Annotated in this window: 20 protein-coding genes; 10 read left to right on the top strand and 10 right to left on the bottom strand. The window is 64.9% G+C overall.

Annotation, left to right across the window (positions count from 1 at the left end):
* Nucleotides 1–31: 31 nt before the first annotated feature.
* The 5 genes from OEZ71_RS16825 to OEZ71_RS16845 form a co-directional block, all read right to left on the bottom strand.
* Nucleotides 32–769, bottom strand: coding sequence for an SDR family NAD(P)-dependent oxidoreductase (locus OEZ71_RS16825; RefSeq protein ID WP_263741213.1), 738 nt, complete (start codon nucleotides 767–769; stop codon nucleotides 32–34).
* Nucleotides 766–2,079: an FAD-binding oxidoreductase gene (locus OEZ71_RS16830; RefSeq protein ID WP_263741214.1), complete on the bottom strand. Its 1,314-nt coding sequence runs from the start codon at nucleotides 2,077–2,079 to the stop codon at nucleotides 766–768. Before OEZ71_RS16830 ends, OEZ71_RS16825 begins: the two co-directional genes overlap by 4 nt.
* Entirely contained in the window at nucleotides 2,060–3,070 is a 1,011-nt protein-coding gene (locus OEZ71_RS16835; RefSeq protein WP_318527855.1) for a lysylphosphatidylglycerol synthase transmembrane domain-containing protein, read from the bottom strand. The genes OEZ71_RS16830 and OEZ71_RS16835 overlap by 20 nt, the downstream gene beginning before the upstream one ends.
* Nucleotides 3,071–3,176: 106 nt before the next feature.
* Nucleotides 3,177–3,800 (bottom strand): CoA transferase subunit B, encoded by a 624-nt coding sequence (locus OEZ71_RS16840; protein ID WP_263741215.1) that lies wholly within the window; start codon nucleotides 3,798–3,800, stop codon nucleotides 3,177–3,179.
* A 3-nt stretch (nucleotides 3,801–3,803) separates the two neighbouring features.
* A complete protein-coding gene (locus OEZ71_RS16845; protein WP_263741216.1) occupies nucleotides 3,804–4,508 on the bottom strand; it encodes a CoA transferase subunit A in 705 nt (234 codons plus the stop codon).
* A 144-nt stretch (nucleotides 4,509–4,652) separates the two neighbouring features.
* Here OEZ71_RS16845 and OEZ71_RS16850 point away from each other — a divergent pair, with 144 nt between their 5' ends.
* Nucleotides 4,653–5,246, top strand: coding sequence for a LuxR C-terminal-related transcriptional regulator (locus tag OEZ71_RS16850; protein WP_263741217.1), 594 nt, complete (start codon nucleotides 4,653–4,655; stop codon nucleotides 5,244–5,246).
* A 98-nt stretch (nucleotides 5,247–5,344) separates the two neighbouring features.
* Here the strand turns inward: OEZ71_RS16850 and OEZ71_RS16855 are convergent, their stop codons facing one another.
* A complete protein-coding gene (locus OEZ71_RS16855; RefSeq protein WP_263741218.1) occupies nucleotides 5,345–5,998 on the bottom strand; it encodes a peroxiredoxin in 654 nt (217 codons plus the stop codon).
* Between the two features lie 196 nt (nucleotides 5,999–6,194).
* Between OEZ71_RS16855 and OEZ71_RS16860 the strand changes: the two genes are divergently transcribed.
* The 5 genes from OEZ71_RS16860 to OEZ71_RS16880 all read left to right on the top strand — a co-directional run bounded on the left by OEZ71_RS16860 (nucleotide 6,195) and on the right by OEZ71_RS16880 (nucleotide 15,205).
* Nucleotides 6,195–7,646 (top strand): aldehyde dehydrogenase family protein, encoded by a 1,452-nt coding sequence (locus tag OEZ71_RS16860; protein ID WP_263741219.1) that lies wholly within the window; start codon nucleotides 6,195–6,197, stop codon nucleotides 7,644–7,646.
* 187 nt (nucleotides 7,647–7,833) lie between these two features.
* On the top strand, nucleotides 7,834–9,381 hold the full coding sequence (locus tag OEZ71_RS16865; protein ID WP_263741220.1) for a trimethylamine methyltransferase family protein: 1,548 nt from the start codon (nucleotides 7,834–7,836) through the stop codon (nucleotides 9,379–9,381).
* 31 nt (nucleotides 9,382–9,412) lie between these two features.
* On the top strand, nucleotides 9,413–11,830 hold the full coding sequence (locus OEZ71_RS16870; protein ID WP_263741221.1) for a GcvT family protein: 2,418 nt from the start codon (nucleotides 9,413–9,415) through the stop codon (nucleotides 11,828–11,830).
* A gap of 2 nt (nucleotides 11,831–11,832) precedes the next feature.
* Entirely contained in the window at nucleotides 11,833–13,812 is a 1,980-nt protein-coding gene (locus OEZ71_RS16875; RefSeq protein ID WP_263741222.1) for an FAD-dependent oxidoreductase, read from the top strand.
* A gap of 46 nt (nucleotides 13,813–13,858) precedes the next feature.
* Entirely contained in the window at nucleotides 13,859–15,205 is a 1,347-nt protein-coding gene (locus tag OEZ71_RS16880) for an aminotransferase class III-fold pyridoxal phosphate-dependent enzyme (RefSeq protein WP_263741223.1), read from the top strand.
* A 9-nt stretch (nucleotides 15,206–15,214) separates the two neighbouring features.
* Here OEZ71_RS16880 and truB read toward each other — a convergent pair whose 3' ends face one another.
* Genes truB through rbfA form a run of 3 tightly spaced genes read right to left on the bottom strand, consistent with a single transcriptional unit; the run spans nucleotide 15,215 to nucleotide 17,319 of the window.
* Complete coding sequence (gene truB / locus OEZ71_RS16885) at nucleotides 15,215–16,117, bottom strand: tRNA pseudouridine(55) synthase TruB (RefSeq protein WP_263741224.1); 903 nt, start codon at nucleotides 16,115–16,117, stop codon at nucleotides 15,215–15,217.
* A 52-nt stretch (nucleotides 16,118–16,169) separates the two neighbouring features.
* Nucleotides 16,170–16,910, bottom strand: a complete 741-nt coding sequence (locus OEZ71_RS16890) for a phosphodiester glycosidase family protein (protein ID WP_412175645.1) — start codon at nucleotides 16,908–16,910, stop codon at nucleotides 16,170–16,172.
* On the bottom strand, nucleotides 16,891–17,319 hold the full coding sequence (rbfA, locus tag OEZ71_RS16895) for a 30S ribosome-binding factor RbfA (RefSeq protein WP_263741226.1): 429 nt from the start codon (nucleotides 17,317–17,319) through the stop codon (nucleotides 16,891–16,893). The genes OEZ71_RS16890 and rbfA overlap by 20 nt, the downstream gene beginning before the upstream one ends.
* Before the next feature lie 98 nt (nucleotides 17,320–17,417).
* Here rbfA and dapB point away from each other — a divergent pair, with 98 nt between their 5' ends.
* Nucleotides 17,418–18,236: a 4-hydroxy-tetrahydrodipicolinate reductase gene (gene dapB, locus OEZ71_RS16900; RefSeq protein WP_263741227.1), complete on the top strand. Its 819-nt coding sequence runs from the start codon at nucleotides 17,418–17,420 to the stop codon at nucleotides 18,234–18,236.
* Nucleotides 18,237–18,276: 40 nt separating this feature from the next.
* Here dapB and OEZ71_RS16905 read toward each other — a convergent pair whose 3' ends face one another.
* Nucleotides 18,277–18,456: a DUF1674 domain-containing protein gene (locus OEZ71_RS16905; protein ID WP_263741228.1), complete on the bottom strand. Its 180-nt coding sequence runs from the start codon at nucleotides 18,454–18,456 to the stop codon at nucleotides 18,277–18,279.
* A 68-nt stretch (nucleotides 18,457–18,524) separates the two neighbouring features.
* On the opposite strand from OEZ71_RS16905, the gene OEZ71_RS16910 reads away from it, so the two are divergent.
* The 3 genes from OEZ71_RS16910 (at nucleotide 18,525) to purH (ending at nucleotide 23,248) form a co-directional block, all read left to right on the top strand.
* On the top strand, nucleotides 18,525–19,808 hold the full coding sequence (locus OEZ71_RS16910; protein WP_263741229.1) for an RsmB/NOP family class I SAM-dependent RNA methyltransferase: 1,284 nt from the start codon (nucleotides 18,525–18,527) through the stop codon (nucleotides 19,806–19,808).
* Nucleotides 19,809–19,942: 134 nt separating this feature from the next.
* Nucleotides 19,943–21,634: a heparinase II/III family protein gene (locus OEZ71_RS16915; RefSeq protein ID WP_263741437.1), complete on the top strand. Its 1,692-nt coding sequence runs from the start codon at nucleotides 19,943–19,945 to the stop codon at nucleotides 21,632–21,634.
* A gap of 12 nt (nucleotides 21,635–21,646) precedes the next feature.
* Entirely contained in the window at nucleotides 21,647–23,248 is a 1,602-nt protein-coding gene (purH, locus tag OEZ71_RS16920) for a bifunctional phosphoribosylaminoimidazolecarboxamide formyltransferase/IMP cyclohydrolase (RefSeq protein ID WP_263741230.1), read from the top strand.
* The last annotated feature ends 4 nt before the right edge of the window (nucleotides 23,249–23,252 follow it).

Raw genomic sequence — 23,252 nt, forward strand, 5'->3', positions numbered from 1 at the left:
TAAGCCCACCTTACCTGTAAAAGCTCACGCTTCAGATCTTCATCTTCTTGAAGATCGGCTCCGGGATATGGCGGATGATCAGCATGATGTAACGCCAGAAGAACGGCGTGTAGATCGTGTTCTTCCGCTTCCGCACGGCCGTCAGGATGTCCTTCGCTACCGCCTCGGGTGTGGCGACGAGGAACATGCCCGGCAGGCCCCAGGTCATCGCTGTATCGACGAAGCCGGGTTTGACGGTCACGACATGTCCGCCCGCCCGCGTCAGTCGGTTCCTAAGGCCCGAAAGATAGGTGGCGAAGCCTGCCTTGGCCGAGCCATAGACATAGTTGCCAAGCCGCCCCCGGTCACCGGCGACCGACGCGACCCCGACAACGGTGCCGCCGCCGCGCGCCTCCATCAGGGGGGCCAGCATCTGCAGGAACCGCACAGGGCCGGTATGGCTGTCGGCAATGACGCCGTCGATCAGCGACGGGTCCTCGTCGATCGCGGATTGTTCGGGCATGGAGCCGACGAACACGGCGGCGTTCAGCTCGCCCTCTTCCTTCTCCATTCGTTCGATGAGGTCGGCAAAGCCACCGGGCTTGCGCGCGTCGAACATGACGGGTTCGGCAAGACGCGCGCCGCGCAGGCGGCAATCGATCGCCATCACCATCAGATCGTCGATGTCCCGCCCTGCCAGCAGGACGGCCGCGCCTTCGGCGGCGACGGCGCGGGCAAAGGCGCGGGCCATTGAAGAGGTCGCGCCGAGAATGATCCATGTCGAGTTCATTGGGCGCTCCTCAGGGACAGTCGGCGGGTCAGGTCCGTGGCAAGACGCGCCTCGGGGTCCAGCTTTGCGACCTCGGCCTGCCAGTCCGGCAGGTCGGGATACATCGCACCCAGATCGGTGCCCTCGGCAAGGCTGTCCTTGGCGAAATAGATGCGTCCCCCCGCAGCGGCAGTGCGGCCCTCGAGCCGCTTGGCGAGGTCACGCGCCGCGGCGCGGTTGGGAAAGTCTACGGCGAGCGTATAGCCCTCCATCGGAAAGCTCAGATAGCCTGCACGGCCCGGTCCCATGCGTTTCAGCACCGCAAGCGGCGAGGCGAGGCCGGAGCCTGCGATTTCCTCCAGCATTTCCCGCAAAGCCGGGGCTGCGCCCAAGGGCACGACGCATTGGAACTGGTGAAAGCCCGCTTTGCCGTAAAGCTTGTTCCAGTCGTGGATCTTGTCGAGCGGGAAGAAGAAATCCGAGATCGGCCGTACGACGGTGCGCCCGGTTTCCGGGACGCGGCGGTAATAGGCCGAGTTGAAGGCCTTTACGATCGGCGCGGACAGCGCGAAATGCGGCGCGTTGAACGGGACCTTGCGGTATTTGCCGCGCTGGGTGATCAGACCCGAACCCGTCTCACCCTCCTCAAGGATGCCGCGCCCGAGGTTCGCGCCGGTCGCCGTGGCGTCGATCCAGCCGACTGTGTAGGTGGCATCGGATGCATCGAGGCGCACGAGGAACTCGTCCCAGTCGGCGATGCGCCGCTCGGTCACGACCATGACGTCGCCTTTGGCCGCAAGGAGTTTCAGCCGTGCCGAGACGATCACCCCGGTCTGGCCCAGCCCGCCCGCCGTGGCGCGGAAGAGGTCCGGCGTTTTTTCGGGTGAAACCTCGACCGGGCCGGTGCCGGTCAGAAGTGTCAGTGAAACGACGTGTTCGCAGAAGGACCCGGCCTTGTGGTGGTTCTTGCCGTGCACGTCCTGTGCGATGCAGCCGCCAACCGTGGCAAAACCCGTGCCCGGCATAACGGCTGGCAACCAGCCCCGGGGAGCGAAGGCCGCAGCGATCTCGCCGATCCGGGCCCCGGCCTCGACATCGAGAATGCCGGTTGTCGTGTCGAAGGAAAGCATCCGGTCGAGCCGGGTCATGTCGATCACCCGCCCGCCATCGTTCAGCGCCGCATCGCCATAGCTGCGGCGCATGCCGATGGCCGGGACCAGCCCGTCCTTCAGGATAGCCTCAAGCGCCGTGCGCCGTTCGGGACGTGCAATGTCTCCGCTCGCCGTCAGGGCCCGGCCCCAGCCGGTGTAATCAGTCGTTTTCCAGCGCATGGCTCTCTCTCAGGGAAATCCGTTCGGCGAAGGGGAAGATGACCATGCCGAGGATCAGGGCAAACCACAAGGTGGTGACGCGGATGATGGCGGTGGCCGGGACGGATACTTCCATCGCCACGCCGTCGAGCGCCAGAAGCGCGATCATCGCGGCTTCGGCCCCGCCGACGCCACCCGGCGCGCCGGTCAGCCCGCCTGCGAGCGTGGCGAAGACAAAGATCGCGACAGCCTTCATCAGGCCGATATCGGTGCCCATCCAGCCCAGAAGCAAGTGAAAGGCATAGCCCTCGGCGGCCCAGCCCAACATGCCAAGCGCGAGGGCGGGGATCATCGTCGAAGGGCCGGTGAAGCGCGCGAGCGACCTTGCGGCGCGGCGGGTCTTGCCGAAAAGCCGGGGCAGGCGGCCAGTCAGGCGGTAGGCGAGCCCGACAATCCCGGCAAGAAGCCTTGGCCGAGTCGCAACGAAGGCCGCCGTCAGGGCAAGGATCGTGACGGGTACCGCGCCCGCGACGCCGGTCGCCGCGAGCGAAATGGAGAGGCCGAGGATCAGCGCCATTGCCGCGAGGTCCGAGGCGCGGTCCATCAGCGCAAGCGGCGCGGTGCGTTCGAAACTCCACCCGGTCTCGCGCTTCAGCCAGCGCATGCGGACGAGTTCGCCCACCCGTCCGGGCGTCACCACCATGGCGAAGCCGCCAAGGAAGTGTCGCATGTCCTGCGCAAGGGTGGTGACGAGGCCCAGGCGCCGCGCGAAGAGGTGCCAGCGCAACCCGCGAAACCCGTAGTTCACTAGAGACAGGGCCAGCAGAACCGCGCCTTGCCAAAGCGCGAGACGCGCGATCTGGGCGCGGGTTTCTTCCCATCCGGTGGCGGCGGCCAGTCCGATCAGCCCCGCGGCGAACAACACGACAAGACCCGCCATGATCAGGCGGTCCCGCAGACGCCGTTCGGGTCTGCGGAGCGTATCTTTCGGAGAAGGCAGATCGGCGCTCATCATTGCACCGGTGGCTAGCAACGGATTAGGGCAGCAATATGGATTTGTTTCGGTCAAGTTGACAATATCGCGACCGGGGATCGCTGTCCCGGCCGCGATGAAATTGTCAGACGATCGTTGCTTCGGTCGCTGCCCGCAACTCGGCCTCGGTCACGCCATCGGCCACTTCAACGATCTTAAGCCCGCCCGGAACCACGTCCAACACGCCGAGATTGGTGATGATCCGGTCCACCACGCCCTTGCCGGTCAGGGGCAGGGTGCATTCCTTCAGCACCTTCGATTCGCCGTGCTTCGACGTGTGGTCCATCACCACGATGACCTTGCCGACCCCGGCCACGAGGTCCATCGCGCCGCCCATGCCCTTGACCAGCTTGCCAGGAATCATCCAGTTCGCCAGGTCGCCGTTCTCGGCCACTTCCATCGCGCCGAGGATCGCTGCCGCGATCTTGCCGCCGCGGATCATCGCGAAGCTTTGCGAACTGTCGAAATATGATGTGCGGGAAAGCTCGGTGATCGTCTGCTTGCCGGCATTGATCAGGTCGGGGTCTTCCTCGCCCTCGTAGGGGAAGGGGCCCATACCCAGCATGCCGTTTTCCGATTGCAGCGTGATGTCCTTGTCGCCGACATAGTTGGCAACAAGCGTCGGGATGCCGATCCCGAGATTGACATACATGCCGTCTTCCAGTTCCTGCGCGGCGCGCGCCGCCATCTGATTGCGGTCCCAGGGCATGATTCAGGCCTCCTCACGCTTGCGGGTGGTGCGGTTTTCGATGCGCTTTTCCTGTGTGCCCTGAATGATCCGGTGCACGTAGATGCCAGGCAGGTGGATCTTGTCGGGGTCGAGGCTACCGCGCGGGACGATCTCTTCTACCTCAGCGACGCAGACCTTGCCGCAGGTGGCCGCAGGCGGGTTGAAGTTGCGGGCGGTCTTGCGGAAGACGAGGTTGCCGGTGTCATCGGCTTTCCATGCCTTGACGATGGAGAGGTCGGCCACGATCCCCCGTTCGAGGATGTAGGTCTGGCCGTCGAAGTCCTTATGCTCTTTACCCTCGGCGATCACCGTACCGACGCCGGTCTTGGTGTAGAAACCGGGAATGCCCGCGCCGCCTGCGCGCATGCGTTCGGCGAGTGTGCCTTGCGGGTTGAATTCCAGCTCCAGCTCACCCGACAGGTACTGGCGCATGAATTCGGCGTTCTCGCCGACATAGGACGAGATCATTTTTTTGATCTGCCGGGTCTCCAGCAACTGGCCGAGGCCGAAGCCGTCAACACCTGCATTGTTCGAGGCGACCGTGATATTCTTGGTGCCCGCGTCGCGGATGGCCGCGATCAGAAGTTCGGGAATGCCGCAGAGGCCAAAGCCCCCCGCCGCGATCAACATGCCGTCGAAAAGCAGCCCGTCGAGGGCCTCTTTCGCGCTTCCATAGACTTTCTTCACCGGCATCCTCCTTCCGATGTTCTGGGTACGGGCAACCGTGCCGCGAGGCGCGGGCGCCGTTGGTCGGCACGACCGTGACGGATTGCACTACGGACTGCCATCCGTAAGAATACGTAGAGAGATACGTATTTTGAGGGGGGTGTCATGCCCGCATCCGCCATGACCCGCGACTACGAACGGCTTGCCTTCCTGCACGCGCCGGATGCGACGCTGATCCTCAAGGACCGGGTGATCCTGCGCGCGAGCCTGCGCGTTCTCGAGGTTTTCGGCTGGACCCCTGCCGAGTTGGAGGGGCAGTCGATCCGCCTGCTTTATCCTGGCCAGAGCGATTATGAGGTCATAGGAGAGAGAGCGCGGCGGGCATTGATGGAACAGCCCGTCTATCAGGACGAACGTTTCATGCGCCGCAAGGACGGGCAGGTCGTCTGGATGGAGGGCTGCGGCGCGGCGCTAGACCGGGCCGACCCGCAACGGCTGGCGATCTGGACCTATCGCCCCACCGACCGCAAGGCGGCGCAGTTCGGGCCGTTGACAGCGGCCGAAAAACGCGTGGCGCGGTATCTGGTCAACGGCTTCACCAGCAAGGAGATCGCGCTGGCGCTGAATTGTTCGCACAGGACAGTCGAGGTGCACCGCGCCAATATGATCCGCAAGATGCAAGTCCGTAACAGTTTCGAGCTGGTCCGCAAACTTCTGATGACACCTGACCCCGATACCGCAGCCGGGCAGGGAGGCTAGACGCTGCCCGCTAAGTCGGCAAAGTCACACGAATTCGTCGAACGGGAAGTGCGGGACAGGGCGCGCGACCGAACTGACGGCGCCCCGTTTGGTCCGTTTTATTCCGGCACTTTCGTATAGCGCAGATAGGGCAGGACGGCGTTGAACTCGCCGAACTTTTCCTTCGCCGCCTTGTCGTCATTGGACAGCGGAATGATCACGTCGCCCCCGGGAACCCAGTCGGCAGGTGTCGCCACGCCCTTGCCATTCGCCGTCTGAAGCGCGTCGAGCGCGCGCAGCACCTCGGCGAAGTTGCGGCCCACATTCATTGGATAGGTCATCGACAGCTTCAGCTTCTTGTCCGGCCCGATGATGAAGACCGACCGCACGGTCTGGCTGTCATTGGCGGTGGCGTTTTCCGGCAGGTAAGCCTCGTGCGGCAGCATGTCGAAGGCTTTCGAGACATGCAGCCCGTCATCGGCGATGATCGGGAAGCCGGGATGGGCGCCGCCCGCGACATGGATGTCGTTCTTCCAGCGCTTGTGCTCCTCGATCCCGTCGACTGAAATGCCGATCACCTTGGTATTGCGCTTCCTCCACTCCTCGGCCAGCCGTGCGACGGCGCCGAACTCGGTGGTGCAGACCGGGGTGAAATCCTTCGGGTGGGAAAAGAGGATGGCCCAGCTGTCGCCAATCCAGTCATGGAACTGGATGACGCCCTGATCGGTCTGGGCGGTAAAGTTGGGAACGGTGTCGTTGATGCGCAACCCCATCGGATGCTCCTTTCCTGTTCATCATTCTTGGTGTTGAACCAAACATAAGCCCGCAGCGATGCGATTGCACCATGATTGGTCAAGCCGCGACAAAAAGCCGGGATTGACGGCAAAAACAATTTGATCAAATTATGCGCAACCCTTGCGGTGAGGATTCGCTGCTGTAGTGTCCCGCCGCCAACAGACGAGGTTTGCCATGATCGAGAAACGCGAGTTCTACATCAACGGGCGCTGGACCGCGCCGATTGCCCCGCGCGATTGCCCGGTCATCGACCCCTCGACGGAGGAGCCCTGTGCGGTGATCACGCTCGGTTCGGCGGCTGATGCCGACGCCGCCGTAGCCGCCGCCAAGGCCGCGTTCCCGGCTTGGGCCGCAACACCCCCGGCCGAACGCCGCGCGGTCGTGGTGCGCATCCTTGAGCAATATGAAAAGCGCAAGGATGAACTGGCCGAGGCGATTTCCTGTGAGATGGGCGCCCCCATCGACATGGCGAAGGGCAGTCAGGCGCCCTGCCTGCCCTGGCATCTGAACAATTTCCTCAAGGCCTTTGATGAAATCGAATGGGTCAAACCCCTCGGCCCCCATGCCCCGAATGACCGGATTTCGCTTGAGCCGATCGGCGTCGTCGGCCTGATCACGCCGTGGAACTGGCCGATGAACCAGATCGCGCTGAAGGCCATTCCGGCGCTTTTGGCCGGCTGCACCTGCGTACTGAAACCGTCCGAGGAATCGCCCCTGAACGCGATGATCTTCGCTGAGTTCTGCCATGATGCGGGCGTGCCGCCAGGCGTCTTCAACCTGGTGAACGGTGACGGCATGGGCGTAGGCGCGCGGCTGTCGGAACATCCGGATGTGGAGATGATTTCCTTCACCGGCTCGACCCGTGCAGGCAAGGCGATTTCCAAGGCCGCTGCCGAGACGCTGAAGCGCGTGACGCTGGAACTCGGTGGCAAGGGCGCCAATGTCATCTTCGCCGATGCCGATGAAAAGGCGGTCAAACGCGGCGTTATCCACATGATGCAGAATTCGGGTCAAAGCTGTAACGCGCCGTCGCGCATGCTGGTCGAACGCTCGGTCTATGACCGCGTGGTCGATGAGGCGGCCGAGGTCGCGAAATCGGTCACGGTCGGCCCGGCCTCGGAACCCGGCCGCCATATCGGCCCGGTGGTGAACAAGCGCCAGTGGGAGCAGATTCAGGGCTATATCCAGAAGGGCATCGACGAAGGCGCACGACTGGTCGCGGGCGGGCTCGGCCTGCCCGAGGGCATGAACAAGGGCTACTATGTCCGCCCCACCGTCTTTGCCGATGTGAAGCCGGGCATGACGATCGAGCGCGAAGAGATCTTCGGCCCGGTCCTGTCGATCATCCCCTTCGAGGACGAGGCGGATGCTGTCAGGATCGCCAATGACACGCCCTATGGCCTGACGAACTATGTCCAGACCCAGGACGGCGCCAAACGCAACCGCATGGCGCTGGCTCTGAAATCCGGCATGGTGGAGATGAACGGCCAGAGCCGCGGGGCAGGCTCGCCGTTCGGCGGGGTCAAGGCCTCCGGCCGCGCCCGCGAGGGCGGACATTGGGGCCTCGAGGAATTCCTGGAGGTCAAGGCGATCTCCGGCTGGGCCAGCGACATCGCGGCCGAATAGGCTGACCAGCCCGGTCCGGTCGGGGCATCGAGCCCCTCCGGACCGCGCCAGCTGACGCCGGCGGGCCACCAGAGGCCTGCCGGTTCAAAACGACATTTCACCCCGGTCGAATGTCGCCATGGCTACTTTCCCCGACGGTCGCGCTGCCCCTAGAATTGAGAGGGACGCGCTTTTTTGGGAGAGAAGCATGACGGGTCAGGACGCAACCGCACGGGTCAGGCATGGCGGGCGCGAAGCGCGGCGGCGCGAAAGGTCGCATAAGGCGACGGGTTTGGGGCGGCCCTATATCACCCGCAACATCCCGACCTACGACATCATGTCGGAAGAGAACCTTGTGAAGATCGAGGCGGCCGCCGACCGCATCCTGGCCGAAACCGGCATCGAGTTTCGCGACGACGATACCTCGATCGAACTCTGGAAGCGTGCTGGCGCCAAGGTCGATGGCCTGTTGGTGAAATTCGAGCCCGGCATGCTGCGCGAGATCCTGAAATCCGCGCCCGCCGAATTCACCCAACACGCCCGCAATCCCGAGAACACGGTTCAGATCGGCGGCAGGAATGTCGTCTTTTCCCCGTCTTACGGCTGCCCCTTCGTGATGGACCTCGACCGTGGCCGCCGCTTCGGCACGATCCAGGATTTCGAGAATTTCGTGAAGCTGGCGCAGTCGTCCCCGTGGTTCCACCATTCCGGCGGCACGATCTGCGAACCGACGGATATCCCGGTCAACAAGCGTCACCTCGACATGGTCTATTCCCATCTTCGCTATTCCGACCGACCGTTTTCCGGCTCGGTCACCGCCGAAGAGCGCAGCGAGGATTCCATCGACATGGCGCGCATCGTGTTCGGCAATGACTTCGTTGACCAGAACTGCGTCATCCTCGGCAACGTTAACGTCAACTCGCCGCTCGTATGGGACGGCACCATGACCAAGTCATTGCGCGCCTATGCCCGCGCCAATCAGGCCGCGATCGTCGTGCCCTTCATCCTCGGCGGGGCGATGGGTCCGGTTACCACCGCTGGTGCCATTGCCCAGTCGCTGGCCGAGACGATGGCGGGCTGCGCGCTCACCCAGCTTGAGCGCAAGGGCGCCCCGGTGATCTTCGGCAACTTCCTTTCATCGATGAACCTCCGCTCCGGCTCACCCACCTTCGGTACGCCGGAACCGGCGATCGGCTCGATGGTGATCGGTCAGCTTTGCCGGCGGCTGAACCTGCCCTTGCGCTGTTCGGGCAACTTCACGACATCGAAACTGCCTGACGCGCAGGCGATGACCGAGGGCGTGATGTCGATGCTCGCCGCGGTGCATTGCGGTGCAAACTTCCTGATGCATTCGGCGGGCTTCCTCGACGGCCTGCTGTCGATGTCCTACGAGAAGTTTATGCTCGATGCGGATCTTTGCGGCGCGCTGCATACCTATCTCGACGGGGTGAAGATCGACGACAACGAATTGGCCGTCGACGCCTTTGCCGAGGTTGGCCCCGGCAACCACTTCTTCGGTTGTTCGCATACGATGGCGAACTACGAGACCGCGTTCTGGGACAGCGAGACAGCCGATAACGAGCCCTTTGAGAAATGGGAAGCGGCGGGCAGCGACGATGCGGCGACGCGGGCCAACCGGCTGTGGAAGCAGCGCTTGCGCGAATATGAAGCGCCGCATCTCGATGAAGGCATCGACGAGGCGCTGAAAGAGTTCATGGCGAAGAAGAAGGCCTCGATGCCAGACGCCTGGTACTGAGACCAAAACCTAACGAACCAAGAGACTATTCATGGAATCTCACGCACGTGTTGTCATCATCGGCGGCGGCGTTGTCGGCTGCTCGATCCTGTTCCACCTCGCCAAGTTCGGATGGAAGGATGTCATCCTTCTGGAACGCGACGAGCTGACGTCCGGCTCGAGCTGGCACGCTGCCGGCCAGATCCACACGATCTCGTCCGACCCGAACATCAGCCGGCTCCAGGGCTACACGATCAATCTCTACAAGGAGATCGAGGAGACCTCGGGCCAGTCGGTGGGGATGCACAACACTGGCGGCTTTTACCTCGCCTCGAACGAGGTCTGGTACGACTATCTGAAGCGCGAGCGGTCAAAGGCCCGCTACATGGGCCTTGACCAGGAGTTTATCTCCGTCGAGGAGGCCGCGCGGCGCCACCCGCTGATCGACCCCAAGCACTACATCGCCGCGCTCTGGGATCCGCTCGACGGCGATGTCGATCCGTCCGGCGTTTGCTACGCCTATGCGAAATCGGCGCGTGTCCACGGGGGGAAATACTACACCCACACGCCGGTGATCGAGACGCGCCAGCGCAAGGACGGCAGCTGGGACGTCGTGACCGAGAAGGGCACAATCAACACCGAGCATGTCGTCAACGCGGCCGGCCTCTGGGCGCGCGAGGCGGGTCGGATGGCGGGCATCCACCTGCCGGTGCAGCCGATGGAGCACCATTATCTCGTCACCGAGGAGATCCCCGAAATTGCCGAGCGGATGAAGGCGGGTGAGCGGTTGCCCGCGGGCATCGACTACGAGGCCAACATCTATTTCCGTCAGGAGAGGAATGGGATGCTCCTTGGCACGTACGAGCCGAAATCGACGCCCTGGAAGGTGGGCGGTACACCGATGGATTTCGGGCACGAACTTCTGCCCCCCGATCTCGATCGAATCGCCGACCGGCTGGAACTCGCGTTCGACCGCATCCCGGCGCTCGGGCGGGCCGGGATCAAGAACGTCGTCAACGGTCCCTTTACCTTCGGTCCGGATGGCAACCCGATGATCGGCCCGGTGCCGGGGCTGACCAATTACTGGGCGGCGGTCGGCGTCATGGCGGGCTTCTGCCAGGGCGGCGGCGTCGGCAAGTGTCTGGCCGAATGGATGATCGAGGGCGAGCCCGAGATCGACGTCTGGGCCATGGATATTGCCCGTTTCGGCGATTTCGCGACGCCCGACTGGGGCACGGTGAAGTCGTCGGAGAACTACGAGCGCCGCTTCGTGATGACCTTCCCGAACGAGACCCTGCCGAAGGGCCGTCGCCAGAAGACCACCGCGCTTTACGACCGGCTGGTCGGGCGCGGTGCGGTCATGGGCACGTCCTTTGGGCTCGAACACGCGCTCTGGTTCGCGAACGGTCCCGATGACGCGCACGAGGCGCCGACCTTCGACCGCAACCGCAGCCACGCCTATGTCGCGGCCGAGGTGAAGGCGGTACGCGAGGCGGTCGGCATGATCGAGATCGCCAACTTCGGCAAGCACGAGATCAAGGGGCCGGGCGCGCGCGCCTTCCTTGACCGGATGCTTGCGGGCAAGCTGCCGAAGCCCGGCCGGGTGGCGCTGTCGCCCGTGCTCACCCACAACGGAAAGCTTTACGGCGACCTGACCGTCACCTGCCTTGCAGAGGATCACTTCCTCCTGCTCGGCTCGGGAGCGGCGCAGGAGATGCACCGCCGCTGGTTCACCCGTCACCTGCCGGGGGAGGGCGTCGCTTACGCCAACATCACCGACAGCCTGCACGGTGTCGCCATCGCCGGGCCGAATGCCCGGAAGCTTCTCGAGCGTGTCACCCGCGACGACGTTTCCGCGAACGCGCTGAAATTCCGCGACGTGTGCAAGACCTTCGTCGGCGGTGTGCCGGCGATCCTGATGCGCCTCTCGTTCTCGGGCGAGCTCGGCTACGAAATCTATGTCGCGCCGCAGTATCAGCTTAAGCTCTGGGAAGAGCTTGAAGCGGCAGGTACCGATCTCGGGCTGAAGCCCTACGGCGCGCGGGCGCTGATGAGCCTGCGGCTTGAGAAAGGCTGGGGGGTCTGGACGATGGACTTCCGCCCCGACTACACCGCTGCGGAAAGCGGGCTCGACGCCTTCATCGACTGGAAGAAGGACTTCATCGGCAAGGCGGCGGCCGAGGCCGAGGCGAAGAGCGGGCCGAAGGCGAAGCTCGTCACTATGGTCATCGAGACTGACCGTGACGTGGTCGGCGACGAGGCTATCCTGCAAGACGGCGCCTGCATCGGTCATGTGACCTCGGGCGGCTACGCCCACCATGCTGGCAAGTCCGTGGCGCTTGGCTATGTGCCGCCCGCGGCGGCCGACGACGGAACCGCGCTGCAGGTCGAGATCAACGGCACCTTCTGTGCCGCGAAGGTCGTGGCCGAGCCGCTCTACGACGCAGCCGGCGAGCGTATGAGGAGCTGAGCATGACCACCGCCCACCCCCGCCTCATGTCCCCGATCGAGCTTCGGGGACATACGCTTCGCAACCGTATCGTTTTCGGCGCCCATACAGCGAACATGTCGGTCGAGGGCCTGCCCGGCGAGCGGTTCGGCGCCTATCTCCTCGAACGCGCGCTCGGCGGCGCGGCGATGATCGTGGCCGAACCGATGCCGGTCCATCGAACCGGCGTCCTCACCCGAGGCAACTTCCGCCATGGCACGGATGACGTCATCCCGCATTTCCGCAAGATCACCGAACCGGTGAAAGAGGCGGGGGCGGTGCTGCTTCAGCAGCTTTACCACATCGGCTCGCACGGTGATTCCGACCTGAGCTTTTCACCCCATTGGGGGCCGTCGGGCGGGCCGAGTTATCACGACTCGGACGGCTCGCACGCGATGACCGAGGCCGAGATCGAGGAGCTGATAGAGGCCCACATCGCCGCTGCCGTGCGCTGCCAGAAAGGCGGCTTTCAGGGGGTGGAGGTCTGGGGGGCGTACCATTCCCTCTTGGACCAGTTCTGGACCCCATGGTCGAACAAGCGCAATGACAAGTGGGGCGGCAGCCTTGAGAACCGCACCCGCATGTCGCGAACGATCATCGAGGGCATCCGCAAGGCCTGCGGCGAGGATTTCATCATCGGCCTCGCGATCAGCACTTCCGATGCCTACGACGTGACGCTTCAGGGCGAGGCCCTGGCCGAGGTCGTGGCATTGCACGACGCCACCGGCCATATCGACTATGTCACCTGCGGCCATGGCGGCTATTTGGATTTCCAGCGCCTCATGCCGACCTTCCTCTACGCCGAAAAGCTGACGGCCCCTTTTACCGAAGAGCTGAAGAAAGTCGTCAAACACGCAAAGGTCACGTCCGAGGCGCATATCCGCACACCGGAAAATGCCGAGGCGGTGATCGCCTCGGGTCAGGCTGACCTCGTTTCCATCGTCCGCGGCCAGATCGCCGACCCGCATCTGGCGAAGAAAACGGCCGAGGGAAGGGCCGAGGATGTGCGGGGCTGCATCTCCTGCAACCAGATGTGCTGGGGGCGTCGCAGCCGCGACTACTGGATTTCGTGCCTGATCAACCCCTCGGCGGGGCGCGAATTCGAATGGGGCGGCGACCGCTTCACACCTGCCGAAAAACCTCGCCGCGTGGTCGTCGTCGGTGCCGGTCCCGCCGGGTTGGAAGCCGCGCGGGTGGCGGCGGAACGCGGCCACCGCGTCGATATATTTGAGGCGCAGCCCCGCATCGGCGGCCAGTTCCGGCTGGCGGGCGAACAGCCGCGCCGCGCCCAGATTCTCGACCTGATGGACTGGTATGAACGCCAGTTCGAAAAGCTTCAAGTGCGGCTGCATCTGAACAGCTATGTGGACGCAGACGATATCCGCGCGCTGGAACCGGACGCCGTGGTGCTGGCGACCGGCTCGCTGCCGGACGAGGATGGGTTTCAGCGCTGGATGCCCGCAGCCGACCGGCTGCCCGGCATCGATCGGGGCAATGTCTGGTCGCCCGAGGAGGTCATGCGCCGAGAGGCGAAACTCGGGGATCACGTCATCCTCTATGACGAAGGGGGTCACTGGCGCGGGCTCGGCACCGCCTGGGCCATGGCCGAGCGCAGCCACAAGGTCACGATCGTCACACCGGAACCCTTCATCGGCAAGGAACTGGCGCGGACCTCGTCCGACATCCCGCTGCGGCCACGCCTCGCGGGCCTCGGCGTGTCCTTCCTGACCGAACACCTTATCTCCGAATGGCATGGGCAGGCGGCGACGGTCCGTAATATGCTGACCGGCACTGACATCCGGCTGGAGGCCTCGGCCCTCGTCATGTCCACGACGAACCGCGCCTTCGATCCGCTCTCGGCCGAGCTCGGCGGCATTGAGACCCACCTCATCGGAGATGCCTCAGCCCCCCGGCAAGCGCCCTATGCCTTCCACGAGGGAAGAAAGATAGCCTTGAACCTGTGATGGACGCATACTTTGCCCGTTCGATGAACACCGGGGGGGGAAGGGTATGGTCGCAGGGATCGATCCGGCACGGCTGAACGCCGTGTTCGAGAGAGAGTATCGGGAATTCGTTGCCAGAACGCCGAAGTCGGCAGCACTGATCGCAAGGGCGCGCGACGTGATGCCTGATGGCGTGCCGATGGCCTGGATGGCGGGTCTCTTCGCGCATCCGCCGATCTGCGCGGTCGGGGGCGAAGGCAGCGCCTTCGAGGATGCCGACGGCAACCGTTACATCGACTTCAACCTCGCCGATCTGAGCAACACCATCGGTTACGGACCGACCGCCGTCAGCCGTCTTACCGCGGAAACGGCGGCGCGGGGCGTGCAGTATCTGATGCCGTCAGAGGATGCGATTGCGGTTGCGGAGGAGCTGAAACGCCGGACGGGTTTCCGGTTCTGGCAGTACACGCTCAGCGCCTCGCAGGCGAATACCGAGATCATCCGTATCGCCCGCGCCATGACGGGGCGGCAGAAGGTGGTGGTGTTTCAGGGCAAGTATCACGGCCATCTCGACACCACGCTGGCCGAGGATGGCCCGCCGGACGCTCTGGGACTGGCGCCAGCCTCGGTGCGCGACACCGTCGTGATCCCGTTTAACGACCCCGATGCCCTGCGCGCCGCACTTGCGGGCGGGGACGTCGCGCTGGTGATGACCGAACCCGCGCTGACCAATTGCACGCTGGTCATCGCCGAGCCGGGTTTTCTGACCGACGCGCATGCTTTGTCCCGTGCGGCGGGCACGCTCTTTGCGTTCGATGAGACCCATACCTGGCAGTTCGCCTATGGCGGCCTCGCGCCGGGCGATGGCTTGACCGCGGATTTCCTGTGCCTTGGCAAGGGCCTTGGCACCGGTGTGGCCTTCGCCTGCTACGGCATGACGGCTGAGATCGGCGCGTTCGTCGAAGACCAGCTTGAATCCATTTCGCGTGACCGCAACGGGTTGGCCATCGGCGGAACGCTCTTTGGCAACGCACTCAGCGTATCGGCGACCCGTGCCGGTCTGGACGAGATCCTAACCGAAGAGGGATATGCCCGCCTTGCTCGGCTCGGAACCCGCCTTGCCGACGGGCTCGACGGTCTGATCGCCCGGCACGGACTGCCCTGGCGTTCATTCCGACTCGGGCCGCGGGCGGGGTTCTGTCTTACGCCGGAAGCGCCACGGAACTATACCGAGGCGAAACCCTCGCTTGACCGGTCATTCAGCGCCGCACGGCGGCTGTTCATGGCCAATCGCGGAATATGGGAGGCGATCATCTCGGCCGCGCCGCAGGTTGGTTTCGCGCATGAAGCGGCCGATATCGACCGCTATGTCGAGGTCGCGGGCGCGTTCCTTGATGATGTGACCGGGGCCTGACCGGGCAATTCAGAGATTGAAGACACGGCTTGGGTGCAGTTCACCGGACTTGTAGACGCCGACCGCGACGGCGCGGCCCTGATGGCTGGCCCAGGCCTCGTCGCCCCAGTCCACGTCAGAGGCGAAGACCATGCCCGGATTGCCGTTTTTCAGCCGCGCCGCGCCTTCGGGCGTCGCCTTCAGTTCCGGCAGGTCGACCAGCCCGACCTCCAAGGGCAGAAGAAGCGCATCGAGCGCGTCGGTCTTGGCCAGTTCGTCGATCTTCTCGATGCTCACCCCGTCAACGGCTTCGAACGGTCCTGACCATTCGCGCCGCAACCAGATCACATGGCCGTGGCAGCCCAGAGCCGCGCCCAGATCACGGGCGATGGAACGGACATAACCGCCCTTGCCGCAGACCATTTCCAGTTCGACCGTATCAGCATCGGGCCGCGCGATCATCTCAAGGCTTTCGACCCAGAGGGGGCGGGCGGCCAGTTCCATCTCCTCGCCCGCGCGGGCAAGAGCATAGGCGCGTTCGCCGTCCACCTTCACGGCGGAAAACTGCGGCGGCACCTGCATGATCTCGGCCCGGAACGGTTCCAGCGCTGCGCGGAGCTGGTCATCCGTGGGGCGCTTGTCCGATGTTGCGATCACCTCGCCTTCGGCATCGTCGGTATTGGTGGCTACGCCCAGCCGCACGGCGAAGCGGTAGCATTTCAGCGCGTCGGTGATGTAGGGCACGGTCTTCGTCGCCTCGCCGAGCGCCACGGCCAGCACGCCCGTCGCCTCGGGGTCGAGCGTTCCGGCATGGCCCGCCTTCTTCGCGTCGAGCGCCCAGCGCACCTTGTTCACGACCGAGGTCGAGGTCATGCCCGCAGGCTTGTCCACCACCAGCCAGCCGGAAATGTCGCGACCTTTCTTGCGTGCCATGTCTCATTCCTTCCCGAAGAAGGACGCCAGCTACCGAATGCGGCGGGCGGCGTCAACGCCCGGGAACGACAAGCCCCACCATCGGCCCCATCGGAAAGCCGATATCGTCGCGCCCAATCTCGGGTGCGTAAAGGCGCGAGACCTTGCCGTCAAAGTAAAGCGCATTCGGCAGGCCCAGCCCGTCACGGAAGAGGCGGGCGAATTCGTGGAACGTGACCGGCGCATCCGAGATGGCAAAGACCGCCCTTTGCCCGTCAGTGCTGATGCCTACGCCGTTGCGGATATAGCGCGAGTCGGAATCGGGCAGAAAGCGCGGATGGAGGGCATCGTCGATGACCAGCATCGGGCCCGACTGGGTAGCATAGGCGCAATCAGGCGGTGCGATGGCGAAGGCGCGCGATTCCTCCACGGCAAAGCCATCCTCGCCGATACAGAACACCCCGTTCGGCAACAGCCCGAAATTCCCCGGCCCCTCGCGCGTGACGATCGTTGCGACCTCGCGCCCGTTTTCGACAAAAAGCCCGACCGGGGCCCGGTCGGGATGATACATGCCGGCATTCATGGCAAAGACCAGCCGTTCGCCCCCGGCCTCCACCTGATCGCGCAGCCGGTCGAAGGTCCCCATCGGGCGGCCGTCGGTCCCGGTCAGGAAGAGTTGTAGACCTTCGCCCGCCGCGACTTCGCAGATCGCATAGGACTGGCCGTCATGGTCCGTCATCCGGCAGGTATCCGCCTGCGCGGCACCTGCCAGAGCCAGAAGCGCAAGCCCGGCCTTAGCCCAGATCCTGATCATCGTCCTCATCGTCGCGCTTTGCGATATCGCGCTGCACCCGCTCATCCGACAGAAGCCGACGGGTTTCGTCCATCCGGTCGAAGGTTTCGTCCAGCATGAACCGCAGTTCCGGCGCGAATTTGAGTTTCATCGCCTTGCCGACATGGTGGCGCAGCTCGCCCTTGGAGCGGTTGAGCGCAACCATCGCCTCATCGGCATCCTTGCCGCCCAAGGGCAGGACATAGACCGTGGCCACCCTGAGATCGGCGGACACACGTACTTCGCCCACGGTGATCGACATGGCGCGCAACGTATGGTTATGCACCTCGCCCCGCTGCAGGATCTCCGAAAGAGTCCGGCGGATCAGTTCGCCGACGCGAAGCTGACGCTGGGAGGGGCCTGAGCCGGATGAGAAGCGGTTCGCTGCCATGACGCCGGTTTAATCCAGCCGTGAGACGGCTGCAACGGGCCTTTGCCAAGGTGTTCTGCAAAGGCTAAAGGAGATCGGACCAAGGCAGGGAGGCGCGCATGACCGACAACCAAGACCTACCCGGTATCGTCGTGACCGGCGTGTCCGGCCGGATGGGGCAGATGCTGGTGAAGACGATCCGCGACTCTGAACGGGCGCGGCTCGTCGGTGCGGTGGAACGGACGGGCCATGACTGGATCGGCCGCGATCTGGGTCAGGCGATGGGCGGGGCCGCGACGGGCGTCATCGTCACCGACGACCCGCTGGAGGCCTTTGCGAAGGCGCAGGCGGTGATCGACTTTACCGCCCCTGCGGCCACGGTCGAGTTCGCGGCGCTGGCCGCGCAGGCCAGGGCGGTCCATGTGATTGGGACGACCGGCATGGAAGAGACGCATCTGGCTAAGGTCAAAGCTGCCGCCCGCCACGCGGTCATTGTGCGCGCGGGCAATATGAGCCTCGGGGTCAACTTGCTGACCCAGCTGACGAAAAAGGTGGCCGCCGCGCTTGACGCCGATTGGGATATCGAGATCGTCGAGGCACATCACCGTCACAAGGTCGATGCGCCGTCCGGCACCGCGCTGATGCTCGGCGAGGCGGCGGCAGAGGGCCGGAGGCTGAATTTTCCCGATATCCGCGACGCCGCCCGCGAGGGCATCACCGGTGCGCGCCAGCGTGGCCATATCGGCTTTTCGGCGATAAGGGGCGGTGATGTCGTCGGCGAGCATGACGTGATCTTCGCGGCTGACGGTGAACGCATCGTGCTGCGCCACCTTGCCACCGATCGGTCGATCTTCGCGCGCGGTGCGCTCAAGGCCGCGCTCTGGGGGCAGGACAAGAAGCCGGGCGAATACGATATGCTGGACGTTCTGGGGCTGTGACGTTCGTTACCGGTTAAGGATCGCGCTGGCGGGAACACCGTCAGAAATCGACCGCGATCCCCTTCTTTTCCCAATCTCCATAGCGGACCGGTTCCGGCCCGTCGCGACCACCGAGTTCGGGTGGCAGGTCGGGAGCGTCGGCCTTGCGACGACGCTCCTCGGCCTCGGCCAGCGCGCGTCTCGCTGCTGCGGGAAGGTCGTTCTCGCTATCTGTCGCCATGGGCCTTCCTTGTCACGGTTGCCTTCGTGATATAGGCCCGCCGCACAGGGGCGGCAACCGGAGAGAGCATGGCGGCGGATCAGACAGCGCGGAGCGGGGCGGTGCGGCTCGTGCTCGGGGTGCTGGAGGAACGGGTGGCGCTTGGCGATCAGGTCGCGGCGGGTGCGCTCGCGGGCCTTGCCCCGCCCGACCGGGCCCGGGCGCAGCGGCTGGCGCTAGTCACCCTGCGCAATCTTGCCCGGGCTGACCGGCTTTTGAAACCATTCCTCCGCAAATCCCCACCGCCTACCGTTCGTGCCATCCTGCGTCTTGCCGTGACCGAGATCATGGCCGAAGGCGCCGCCGCCCACGGGGTGGTCAGCGAGGCGGTCGGGTTGACCCGGTCCTCGGGCCGGAAGGCGGAGGGCTTTGCCGCCATGGTCAATGCCGTTCTGCGCCGCGTGGCCGAAACCGATCCTGCCGCCTGGGCGGCGCTGCCGCCGCAGGAATTGCCCGGATGGCTCAGGGGGCGGCTGATGTCGGCCTGGGGCAAGAAGGCCGTGATGGCGATGGAGGTGGCGCATGGTCAGGGCGCACCGATTGATCTGACGACGAAGAACGGCGATGCGGCGGGGCTTGCCGCCCGGCTTGGTGGCGAAGTGCTGCCCACCGGGTCCGTCCGGCTGACCGGCTCGCCGCAGGTCTCTGACCTGCCGGGTTATGCTGAAGGTGACTGGTGGGTGCAGGATGCCGCTGCTGCGCTGGCCGCGAAGATTCTCGCCCCCCGGGCAGGTGAGCGCATCCTCGACCTTTGCGCAGCACCCGGCGGCAAGACGCTGCAACTTGCCGCCGCTGGCGCACAGGTCACCGCGCTCGACCTCTCGGCGCAGAGGATGGAACGGCTGGGCGAGAACCTCGCCCGTTGCCGGCTGGCCGCCGATACCGTTGTCGCCGACGCGCTGACATGGGAGACCCCGGAGCGCTACGACGCGATCCTGCTCGACGCACCCTGTTCGGCCACCGGCACGATCCGTCGCCATCCCGACCTGCCGCATATCCGTGATGCGTCGGGGCTGAAGGACATCACCCTGCTGCAAGCGGCCCTGATCGACAGGGCGCTGGTGTTGCTGAAACCCGGCGGGCGGCTGGTCTTCGCGACCTGTTCGCTTTTGCCGGATGAGGGTGAACGGCAGGTATCGGCCGCCCTTTCGCGCCACCCCGGACTTGCCAGCGACCGTGCGGCCCTTGACCTTCCCGGTCTGGCACCGCATTGGATCACCGAGGAAAACGGGCTCAGGCTGCGTCCCGATTACTGGCCGGAACGGGGCGGCATGGACGGTTTCTTCATCGCCTGCCTCCGGCCCGGCCATTAGCCGGTGACAGCGGCAGGGCACGCCGGTAAATTCGGCGACGGGCAGATTCCCGGGGTGGGGTTCCCCCCGAAGGCAAAACGAGGGAAGCAGGCGTGACACGGTCCGGAAGCGGGGTCGGCGGCTTTGCCGGTGCGATGCACCGGCTGCATGCGCGTCTGAGCGGGCTTGCCCGGCCCGCGACCGGTTTCGTCAGCCAGCCGGACCCCAAGAGCATCGGGTCCTTCGCCCGGGGGCGCCAGCTCAGCGCCGGAAATTTCCTTTTTGCGGGCTTCCTGGTCGAGGCAAAAAGCCGGTCGATCTGGGATGTGCCGGTGCCCGATCGGCGCTTTGAGGACGAGATTCACGGCTGCGCATGGCTCGATGATCTGGCGGCCGTCGCCGATGCTTTGGCAAGTGCGAATGCGCGGACATGGATCTTCGAGTGGATCGAGCGCTATGGACGGGGCAAGGGGCCGGGCTGGACTCCCGATCTGACCGGGCGGCGGATCATCCGCTGGATCAACCATGCGCTGCTTGTTCTGAACGGTCAGGACCGGGCGGCATCGGATGCCTATTTCCGCTGCCTTGGCCGCCAGACCATTTTCCTGTCGCGCCGCTGGAAGGCCGCAGCACCTGGCCTGCCCCGGTTCGAGGCGCTGACCGGGCTCGTCTATGCCGGTCTTTCGCTGACCGGGATGGAGCGCCATGTCACCTCGGCCTCGGCCGCCCTTGGCCGGGAATGCGAGCGTGAGATTGATGCCGAAGGCGGCATCCCGACCCGGAACCCCGAGGAACTGCTGGAGGTCTTCACGCTTCTGACCTGGGCCGCGACGGCTTTGGCAGAGGCGGGCCGCACGCCTGCGAAGCCGCATCTGGCGGCGATCGAACGGATCGCGCCGACGCTCAGGGCCTTGCGCCATGCCGATGGCGGTCTGGCGCGGTTTCAGGGCGGCGGGCGTGGGCTGGAGGGCCGCCTTGATCAGGCCCTGGCCAATGCCGGTGGCCGGGCGCTGACCGCGCATGGGCTGGCCATGGGCTATGCCCGCCTCGCCTCTGGCCGGACCACGGTGATCGTCGATGCCGCCCCTCCGCCGAAGGGCCGGGCCTCGGTCAATGCGCATGCCTCCACCCTTGCGATGGAGCTGACCTCGGGCCGCCGCCCGGTTGTCGTCAACTGCGGTTCTGGTCTGAGTTTCGGACCCGAATGGCGCCGGGCCGGGCGTGCCACGCCGTCGCATTCGACGCTCGCCATTCAGGGTTTTTCGTCCTCCCGCCTTGCCGCCGAAGGCGCGCGGAGCGAGTTTTCCGATGTGCCGGAACAGGTCTGGGCGCGGCCCGAATCCGATGCCTTCGGCCGTCGTCTTACGGCCGGGCACAATGGCTATGTGCCGACCCATGGGCTGAGCCACATCCGCCAGTTGTTCCTGTCGACCGATGGCCGGACGCTGACCGGCGAGGATGCGCTGGGCGCGATGACCGTGGCCGACCGGCGCCGCTACGAGACGATCATGGAGCGCACCAAGCATCAGGGCGTGCCGTTCGATCTGCGGTTTCACCTGCATCCCGATGTCGATGCCGCGCTCGACCTCGGCGGGACGGCGGTGTCGATGGCGCTGAAATCCGGCGAGATCTGGATTTTCCGCCATGACGGCACGGCGGAACTCACGCTGGAACCTTCGGTCTATCTCGAAACCGGGCGGCTGAAGCCGCGCGCGACGAAACAGATCGTGCTTTCGGCCCATGTCCTCGATTATGCGCTGCAACTGGGCTGGACCTTGGCCAAGGCACAGGATACCCCACAGGCCATCCGCGACACCGAGCGCGATGAAGATGTGACCGCCGAATAAAGGACGCTGCCCTTGACCGAAAACGCCGCCCAACTGGCCCCGATCGCCCGTGCCCTGATCTCTGTTTCCGACAAGACCGGGCTTCTGGATTTCGCTAAGGGGCTGGCCGAGAGGGGGGTGGAGCTTCTGTCCACCGGCGGGACCTCGGCGATGCTGCGTGAGGCAGGGCTGACGGTCCGCGATGTTGCCGATGTGACGGGTTTTCCCGAGATGATGGATGGTCGCGTGAAGACGCTGCACCCCAAGGTCCATGGCGGCTTGCTGGCGCTGCGCGACAATGCGGGTCACGTCGCGGCGATGCAGGAGCACGGGATCGAGCCGATCGATCTTCTGGTCGTCAATCTCTACCCGTTTGAGGCGACGGTGGCGAAGGGTGCGGACTACGACACCTGCGTCGAAAACATCGACATCGGCGGCCCGGCGATGATCCGGGCTGCGGCCAAGAACCACGCCCATGTGGCCGTGGTCGTGGACCCCGAGGACTATGGCAAGGTCCTGGGTGACATGGACCAGCATGGCGGCAAGACGTGCCCGAAGTTTCGCCGCAAGCTCGCACAACGGGCCTATGCGCGCACTGCGGCCTATGACGCGGCCGTGTCGAACTGGCTGGCCGGTGCCATCGGCGATGCGGCACCGCGCCGCCGCGCCTTTGCCGGGACTTTGGCCCAGACCCTGCGCTATGGCGAGAACCCGCATCAGTCGGCCGCGTTCTACACCGACGGCTCGGTTCGCCCGGGCGTTTCGACAGCGGTCCAGCATCAGGGCAAGGAACTGAGCTACAACAATATCAACGATACCGACGCGGCCTTTGAACTGGTGGCTGAATTCGACCCGGCCGAGGGCCCGGCTTGCGCGATTATCAAGCACGCCAATCCCTGCGGCGTGGCGCGCGGCGCGACGCTTCTGGAGGCTTACAAGGCCGCCTATGACTGCGACCGCACCTCGGCCTTTGGCGGTATCGTGGCGCTGAACCGGGTTCTGGATGCGGCGACGGCGGAAGAAATCTGCCGGATTTTCACTGAAGTCGTGATCGCGCCGGGTGCCGACGATGCGGCCATGAGTATTTTTGCCAAGAAGAAGAACCTGCGGCTTCTGACGACGGTCGGCGTGCCCGACCCGAAAGCCCCGGGCCTCGCCTTCCGGCAGGTTTCTGGCGGCTTCCTCGTGCAGGACCGTGACAACGGCTTCGTTGTGCCCGCCGACCTGAAGGTGGTGACCAAGCGCGCCCCAAGCGCTGCGGAGCTTGCCGACCTTCTCTTCGCCTGGAAAGTCGCCAAGCATGTCAAGTCGAATGCCATTGTCTATGTGAAGGACGGTGCGACCATGGGCATCGGCGCCGGGCAGATGAGCCGGGTGGATTCAACCCGCATCGCGGCGCGCAAATCGGCCGACATGGCCGAGGCGCTTGGGCTGGCCGAACCGACCGTGAAGGGTTCCGTCGTCGCCTCAGATGCCTTCTTCCCCTTCCCCGATGGCCTCTTGACCGCAGCCGAGGCCGGTGCAACAGCGGTGATCCAGCCCGGCGGCTCCATGCGCGATGACGAGGTTATCGCGGCGGCGGATGAAGCAGGTCTTGCCATGGTCTTCACCGGCCAACGGCATTTCCGGCACTGAGGAC

This window comes from Albidovulum litorale, assembly GCF_025751495.1.
Lineage (GTDB): Bacteria > Pseudomonadota > Alphaproteobacteria > Rhodobacterales > Rhodobacteraceae > Albidovulum > Albidovulum litorale.